Origin of the sequence: Streptomyces viridochromogenes, assembly GCF_001270495.1 — a bacterium.
Taxonomy (GTDB): domain Bacteria; phylum Actinomycetota; class Actinomycetes; order Streptomycetales; family Streptomycetaceae; genus Streptomyces; species Streptomyces viridochromogenes_A.
On record NZ_LGUR01000062.1, the window covers coordinates 1 to 2,339 of the forward strand.

The window sequence follows — 2,339 nt, forward strand, 5'->3', positions numbered from 1 at the left end:
CAACAAACAGCCGCCACCACCCTCGGCTACACCACCACCCACCAACTCGACCCCGACCGCGCCCTCAACGACATCGGCTTCGACTCCCTCACAGCCGTCCAGCTGCGGAACCGCCTCGCCACCCAGACCGGGCTGCGCCTGCCCGCCACGCTGATCTTCGACCACCCCACACCGGCCAGCCTGGCCCGGTATCTCCACGGTGAGCTGGTTCCGGACGTGGACGCGGGCGCGGCGCTGCTGGCCGAACTGGACTCTCTGGAGGCGTCGTTCGCGGACCTCTCGCCCGACGGCGAGACACATCGCCAGGTCCTGGTCCGGCTTCAGTCGCTGGTCGATCAGTGGCGCGGCCGTTCCGGTGCCGCCGAGGAGCAGGAAGAGCTCGATCTGGACTCGGCGACCGACGACGAGATGTTCCGGCTCATCGACAGCGAGTTCGGCCCGGCCTGACGGGCTCCGTCCCTCTCCACCCACGCGGCGCGTCCGCGACCGACCCGGATTTCCCAGAAAAGGCAGACCTCATGACGAACGAACAGCAGCTTCGCGATTATCTGAAGCGTGTTCTCGCGGATGCCCGCCGCTTTCAGAACCGGGTGCGCGAGCTGGAGCGCGCCACGTCGGAGCCGGTCGCCGTCGTCGCGATGAGCTGCCGCTACCCGGGCGGGGTGACGTCCCCGGAGGAGCTGTGGCAGCTCGTGGTGGAGGGCACCGATGCCGTGTCGGACTTCCCCGAGGACCGCGGCTGGGACCTCGACGCGCTGTTCGACCCGGATCCCGACGGGGTGGGGACGAGCTATGCGCGTGGGGGCGGGTTCCTGACGGACATCGACCGTTTCGACGCGGACTTCTTCGGGATCTCGCCACGCGAGGCACTGGCGATGGACCCTGAGCAGCGGCTGATGCTGGAGATCTCCTGGGAGTCACTGGAACGGGCCGGCATCGACCCGGCCACGGTGCGCGGTGCCGAGGTGGGCGTCTTCACCGGCACGGGAGGAGGCGACTACCGGGCGGATCCGCACGAGGTGCCCGACGGGGTCGACGGCTATCTGATGACCGGGGGGCTCGGCAGCGTCGTCTCGGGCCGGGTGTCGTACTTCCTGGGTCTGGAGGGCCCGGCGGTGACGGTGGACACCGCCTGTTCGTCCTCCCTGGTGGCCCTGCATCTGGCCGCTCAGTCGCTGCGGTCGGGCGAGAGTTCTCTGGCGCTGGCCGGCGGGGTGACGGTGATGACCGAACCGCAGACGATCGTCGACTCCGCGCGGCAGCGGGGGTTGTCCCCCGACAGCCGCTGCAAGGCCTTCGCGGCCGCCGCCGACGGCACCGGGCTCGCCGAGGGGGCGGGCGTGCTGGTGCTGGAGCGGCTGTCGGACGCGGTGCGCAACAAGCGACGGATCCTGGGCGTACTCCTCGGCTCGGCCGTCAACCAGGACGGTGCTTCGAACGGGCTGACCGCGCCCAACGGTCCCTCCCAGCAGCGGGTGATCCGGCGCGCGTTGGCCAACTCCGGGCTGACCGGTGCGGATGTGGACGCCGTGGAGGCGCATGGCACGGGCACCCCGCTGGGGGACCCGATCGAGGCACAGGCCCTGATCGCCACCTATGGGCAGGGCAGGGACGCCGAACAGCCTTTGTGGCTGGGCTCGTTGAAGTCGAACATCGGGCATGCGCAGGCGGCCGCCGGGGTGGGCGGTGTCATCAAGATGGTGATGGCCATGCAGCACGGCGTGCTCCCTCGCACCCTGCACGTCGATGAACCGACCCCGCAGGTCGACTGGTCCGCCGGGCATGTCGAGCTGCTCACCGAGGCCCGCCCCTGGCCCGACACGGACCGGCCTCGCCGCGCGGCAGTCTCCGGCTTCGGTGTGTCCGGCACCAACGCCCACGTCATCCTCGAACAGGCGCCGTCCGACGCGGCCGACGAGGAGCAGGCGCCGACAGAGCCCGTGGAGGAACGGCCGAGGGTGCTGGCCGGCGCCGAGGTGGTGCCGTTGCTGGTGTCCGGGCGGGGGGCCGCCGGGCTGGCCGGGCAGGCCGAACGGCTCGCGGGGTTCCTGGCGGAGCGGCCCGAGCTGGAGTTGCCCGAGGTCGCGCGCGCCCTGGTGCACAGCCGCGGCCGACTGCCCGACCGGGGAGTGGTCCTGGCCAAGGACACGGCGGAGGCGGTGTCCGGGCTCCGGGCGCTGGCACGTGGCGCCTGGTCGCCTTCCGTGGTCACCGCGGAGGGTGGTCCGGTCACCGGCCGGCAGGTATGGGTCTTCCCCGGCCAAGGCGCCCAATGGGCCGGCATGGGCGCCGACCTCCTCGACACCTCACCCGCATTCGCCCAGAAGATGACCGAATGC

The 2,339-nt window shown here is 71.4% G+C and carries 1 protein-coding gene and 1 pseudogene; both read left to right on the forward strand.

Annotated features, from left to right (window positions below; all coding sequences use genetic code 11):
- Positions 1-447, forward strand: a 447-nt coding sequence (locus ADK36_RS08715) for an acyl carrier protein (RefSeq protein ID WP_048587432.1), incomplete at its 5' end; no start/stop codon positions are given.
- Between the two features lie 71 nt (positions 448-518).
- Positions 519-2,339 (forward strand): annotated as a pseudogene (locus ADK36_RS08720) (type I polyketide synthase); the annotation flags it as partial.